Origin of the sequence: Rhodoferax sp., from assembly GCF_018063565.1 — a bacterium.
Lineage (GTDB): Bacteria > Pseudomonadota > Gammaproteobacteria > Burkholderiales > Burkholderiaceae_C > Rhodoferax.
In genome coordinates this window covers 1-5,532 of record NZ_JAGPBB010000148.1, presented here as the reverse complement: position 1 = coordinate 5,532, position 5,532 = coordinate 1, and the positions used below count along the sequence as shown (strand labels likewise).

Annotated in this window: 3 protein-coding genes and 1 pseudogene; 1 reads left to right on the top strand and 3 read right to left on the bottom strand. The window is 58.4% G+C overall.

The features are described from left to right. Positions 1-251 (bottom strand): hypothetical protein (locus KBF66_RS18680; protein WP_296661114.1); only part of this gene is annotated, 251 nt, incomplete at its 3' end. A gap of 34 nt (positions 252-285) precedes the next feature. Here KBF66_RS18680 and KBF66_RS18675 point away from each other — a divergent pair. Next, positions 286-1,695: pseudogene (locus tag KBF66_RS18675) on the top strand (IS701 family transposase). 138 nt (positions 1,696-1,833) lie between these two features. Here the strand turns inward: KBF66_RS18675 and KBF66_RS18670 are convergent. Both KBF66_RS18670 and KBF66_RS18665 read right to left on the bottom strand, forming a co-directional pair. Beyond that, positions 1,834-5,100, bottom strand: coding sequence for a hypothetical protein (locus KBF66_RS18670; RefSeq protein ID WP_296661112.1), 3,267 nt, complete (start codon positions 5,098-5,100; stop codon positions 1,834-1,836). A gap of 205 nt (positions 5,101-5,305) precedes the next feature. Beyond that, positions 5,306-5,532: transposase (locus KBF66_RS18665; protein ID WP_296661110.1), on the bottom strand; the 227-nt coding region annotated here is incomplete at its 5' end.

The following is a 5,532-nucleotide window of genomic DNA, read 5'->3' as shown; positions in this document are numbered from 1 at the left end:
AGAGAGGGGCCACGGGCGCGGATGAGTACTTTCTTGGGAGAACTGCCCTGGATGATGAAGCCGGCGATCATGACGTTGTCGACCGTTTCGACCTTGCCTCGGGTGGCGATGTTGAGGAGGCGGGTGGGGTTGGCCGAAGCTGCATTGATGACCACACTGGCACTGGCCGAGGCGCTGGCGAAGGTCGCATTGCCCGTCTGTGTGGCCCTGAGCGCACAGGTTCCTACTCTTACTGTGTCATAAAGCTGCATAAAATTGGGTCATCAAATCCTGAGTGGAGAGATGATGGACATAGCCAAAGAGTTCTCTCGTTACGTGGCGCATTTGCCTCAAGGGCTTGGCCACGCTGACCGGCATGCGGGACTGAGCGGGTATTGCACCGGATTGATGCTGCCCTTGTCACGCAAAAGCGTGGAACTCATGGCCGCGCGCGTTGATCCACTGCACGCCAGCGCTCGCCACCAAGCGTTGCATCACTTCGTGGCCAAGTCCGAGTGGTCGGACGCCCAAGTCATGGCTCGAGTGTGCGACTGGGTTGTACCAGCGCTTGGGCTCGATAGCGGCTGCTACTGGATCATCGACGACACGGGTTTTCCGAAGAAGGGCCGCCACTCGGTGGGCGTAGCCCGCCAGTATTGCGGTCAGCCGGGCAAACAAGACAATTGCCAGGTAGCGGTCAGTCTGTCGCCGGCAAGCGCTCAGGGCAACATCCCAATCGCGTACCAACTCTAGCTTCCCAAAGACTGGGCTGCTGACCCGGTGCGGCGTAAGGTGGCTGGTGTCCCTCAAGAAAAGGCTTTTGTCAGCAAACCCGATATGGCTTTGGTGCAGATGAGCCAAGCAGTTGCTGATGGTCTCGCATGGGCGTGATGCTGGCTGATGCCGGTTATGGGGATGAGACAGCCTTTCGCGATGGCATCACTGAATTGGGCATGCTCTACGCAGTAGGCATTCGTCCAGCTACCACGGTTTGGGCACCGGGGACTGAGCCGCTCCCGCCCAAAGCCTGGTCGGGTCGAGGCGTAAAGCCGACACGGCTACGCCGGGAGCCCGGCAATGAACCCGTTGCCGTCAAAACATTGGCAATGACTCTGGATGCGCAAGCATGGTGCACTGTGGCATGGCGCGAGGGCGGCAACACAGAATTGTGCTCGCGTTTCACCGCGGTGCGGGTGCGACCGGCTCATCGGGACAACTGAGGCACCCGGATGCGCGCGCACGAATGGTTGCTGATTGAATGGCCCGAAGACGAAAACGAGCCAACAAAATACTTCCTGAGTACCGCACCCGACGAAGCGACGTTGGAGCAGTTGGTGTTCCTTGCAAAGATGCGTTGGCGTATTGAACGCGACTACCAGGATTTGAAGCAGGAGTTTGGATTGGGGCACTATGAAGGGCGGGGGTGGCGTGGCTTTCACCATCACGCCACTCTGAGCATCGCGGCCTACGGGTTCCTGATGGCCCACCGACTCAAAGCTGGAAGTGATACCGCCGGCAAAAAAAAGCTTCGTCCAACGCCAAGTGCCTAACGTTCCCGAAAGTTACATCCCTCGGGGAAGCCCTGCGCGTACAGCGTCACGTAGCGGACTCAATAACAATCTTACGCCTGCACCTGAGCGTCGCTCTCGCCAGCGCTCTGGGTCACTTCCCTCATTGCAATTGGGTAAGTCGAAGACTAACTTTATGACACAGTAAGACTAGCAAGCGCTCCACTCAATACGGATCATGTCGTCCGCTTCTATGATGCTGGTAGTCAATTGATTGCTTTACGTCGATTGAGCGACAGCTTCACGCTTCATCGAGCGCCCGGCGAAACCTCAAAGGTTCGACCTGTCAGGGCCGATTTACCCAAAAGCCCAAGCCCTTGCTCAAGATCTTGCCGTCTGAGACAAAATCATAATAACCGTGCTTGCTTACAAAGTCTCTGAGCACGCTTCCCCCCTGTCCATCCAAGCTGGGTGCGTAAAAGTACCAGGTTGCTTTTGCGTTGTCCCAGGCCCACATGGATGTCATGTTGTTGGGCACTTGGGCCGTGGTAGGTGGGGTGGTGCTCAGGCTCGCGTTGAAGTCCCTGGCTGAAATCGGCGTCGCGGTGGTCACTAAGTTCCAACCGCCGCCCAGGCTGCTTTCGCGCAGGTTAATGGCAGATCCGGTGACGCTGCCAAAGTCCGCCTGGACCTTGGCATTGACCCAAAAGCCGTCACCAGCTTCAATATCGTTCAGAACCGCAAAACCCTGGCTAGTCGCATAGCTCTGCAATTCCGTGACACTCAGGTTGGGTGCGTAGAACTGCCAGTTGACTGCCACATTGTTCCACTTCCAGACCGAGTTCACCTTTGCCGCATCACCAAACCAGGCCGCTACCGCAATGCGTTGGTTCACCGGGTTGCCTAGTAGATTCCAGCCCGGCGCGGCACTCAAAGCCACGCTTACGGTGCCACCGACCACGCATGACGTGGAAGTCGATCCTCCAGGGACGGTCGCCACAGCGCGGATGTTGCCCTGGTTGAGCATGTCTTGCGCGCTGCTGCCATAGCCCACGCAAAATTCGGCACCCTTGAGGGTGCTGGTGTCGGTATTGTCAAGAATGGTCTGGGCGGCAAGCTGATCGCCCAGCACACCACTGGCGTAGGGCAGCAACTGGCCGTTGGTGACGGTTTGCCAGCCACCGGTTGTAAGCTGAATCAGGGAAAAGGCGTCGGTCGCTGCGGCTGCAGCCGCACTAAGCCGCGGACTATTGGCAGCGATTGCCCTTTCTTCGTTTTTCACCAAAGAAGAACCCTTGGGTACGCTGGCAGTAATATAGATAGCGCCAGTCTTGCCGGTGTCGGCCGGGTTAAATTTAGTGACGGTGGCAACGCTGCCCCTGTTGTCCGTGATGCCGCCGATAGAGGTTACGTAGAAGGGCACCGACAGCAATGCTTCCACTTTGACGTTAGTGATGGAGCCCAGATTCAGGAAACCGTTGGCATTGGCATTGACAACCAGACCGAGGCTGGAACGCGCAGCGAAAGTGCCATCGCCAAGTTGCCCGATATAGTTTTCTCCTCCCATCAGGACCTGGCCATCGCTGCGAACGAAGGCACTGACCTTAGCGCCTGCAGCAATCTGCGAAATATCACCCAATCCAACCAGGGGGGCGGGAATCGAACCGGCGTCGGCACCCAACGTACCCAGTTCGCCGTAAGCCGCGTAGTCCCAGCTCCAGCCCCAGACTGAGCCATCGCGCTTTTTCACGAGCACATGGCTATCACCAGCTGCAATGTCCGTGACCTCCGTCAATCCGGGAACAACGATGGGACCGACTCGTTTGACCAGGGTTCCATCTCCGAGCTGGCCCCGCTCGTTGCTGCCCCAGGCCATCACAGTGCCGTCGGCTTTGACAGCGTAATTGCTGCTGCTTGAGGCAGCAATCAGCCTGACCCCCGGCAGGCCAGGTACCAGGCCAGGACGTGGCTGATTCACCGTCGTCCCGTCTCCCAGCTCACCCGACTCGTTCATCCCCCAGGACCAGACCGTTCCATCGCGCTGAAGCGCAAGGCCATGTTCGTCCCCCGCCGCTATGGCAATGACATTGTCGAGCAGCCGGTTGGGCAGGGCCTGGTTTTCGAATTGATTGGTCACCATACTGCCCCACTGCCAGAGGGTGCCGTCGCGCTTCAAGGCCAGCGTGTACAAGTTACCGGATGCAAGCGACTGCACCTCATCGATTGAGTCCAGACGCAGGGGCGTTGAGCTGCTCAGGTAGGAGCCGTTACCAAACTGGCTAGAGCCATTGTCGCCCCAGACCCAGACATTGCCTGCCCGGTCGACGGCGTGCGTATGAAAGCCACCCGCGTCGAGCCCAACTATGTCGCTCAAGCCGGCAACAACGGTGGGCACCGAACGGCCCAAGATCCTGCCGTGGCCCAGCTGACCAGAGATGTCCATCCCCCAGCTCCAGACTTTCCCGCTCGCGTCCAACGCCAGACCATGCCAGTCACCGGTAGCCACCTGATCGATCTTAGGTAGGCTGGGAACAAGGCCGGGTTCGTCACGATAATTGGTTGTGCCATCACCCAGGCTGCCAAAACCACCACCGCCACCTGCAAGCACAGTTCCATCGGGTTTGAGAAGCAGGAACTGCCCGTAAGCATAGGACACGGATTTGATCGGTCCGGCAGGCTCCTTTTTGACAGGTGGAGTGCCGGTTTGCCAGTTCCACCAAGTCTTTTGGTCGGCATGCAGCGCTATCAACCAAAAACTGTTCAAACTCGCGGCGAGGGCGACAACATTGCTCAGGCCGACCGTCTGCATAGGCAACACGCGGGGCGTGCCGTGGGGCTTGGCGTAACCATCCCGCACACCCCATTCCCAAACGGTTCCGTCCGCCTTCAAAGCCGCGCTGAAAAAATTCCCGGCGCTGACGGAGGTCACGCCAGACAGACCTTGAACCTTCACTGGCGTCGGTCGTACGGTGGTACTGCCATCGCCCAGCTCACCATCGGCGTTGGAACCCCAGGACCACACCGAGCCGTCCTGCTTCAAGGCCAAGGCATGGCTGTTGCCACACGCGATGGCCGCCACCTGGCTTAGACCACTCACTTGCACAGGAGTCGACGCCGACTCAAAGCCGCCATTGCCCAATGCCCCATCATGGCCCGATCCCCATGTCCACACCGTTGCGTCGGACTTTAGTGCCAGTGAGAAAGCACTGCCACCACAGACGCTGATAACGTTGGAAATCTCAGGCACCTGCGTGGCGTTGGTGCGATTGTTGCTCTCTCCGCCACCAAGTTGCCCCCCACTATTTTCTCCCCAAGCCCAAACCGTCCCATCCTGACGCACCGCCAGCGAATGGTTAACGCCGGCGGCGATACTTTTCACCGAGTCGAGGTTCGCCACCAGTCCCGGTACGGTTGAAAAGGGCAAGCGTCCGGTACCAAGCTGCCCGGAGCCGTCGTCTCCCCATGTCAGGACTCTGCCATCGCTTTGCAACGCAACGGTGTGGTTGCGTCCAAGCGACACCATCGGCGTGGCGGCCTGCGAGGCAAAGCATACAAGCGCCACGAAGCCGACAAGCAACCAGCGCGGCATCCAACCATTTGTCCTATTGAGCATACAGATTCCCCAGAGATGACTTCGAGGCTTCACTAGGAGTCTGGGCGGCAGACCAATTTTCTGCTCCGACAATATTCATCAACGCCTACCCAAAGTGGCTAAACGGTGATGAACAAGTTCGCCAGCACGCATACTGTTGGTGACGCTTTGGTCATTTGGCGTGGACTGGGAGCGCCAGATGGGCCTTTGCCAGAGCCTTTTGCTCTCAACTTGCCTGCATTGCCCCCATTCTTCGCAGATTGAGCGCCAAACACACGAGCTTGAACTCGGCCTGTGCTTTCTTCAATCCACGCATGCTGAACTGACGAAACCCCAGAACATTCTTGATCCAGCCATTAGGTGGCTCGGCAATCCACTTGCGTTTTTTGTAATCCGTCTTGCCTTGCTCGGTTTCGAACTTGGCCGCCATTGCCACCGTGTGCGGGTAACGCT

What these genes read in the sequence shown, in the direction of transcription:
- KBF66_RS18670 (WP_296661112.1), bottom strand. Translation starts at nt 5,100, where the DNA reads ATGCTCAATAGGACAAATGGTTGGATGCCGCGCTGGTTGCTTGTCGGC.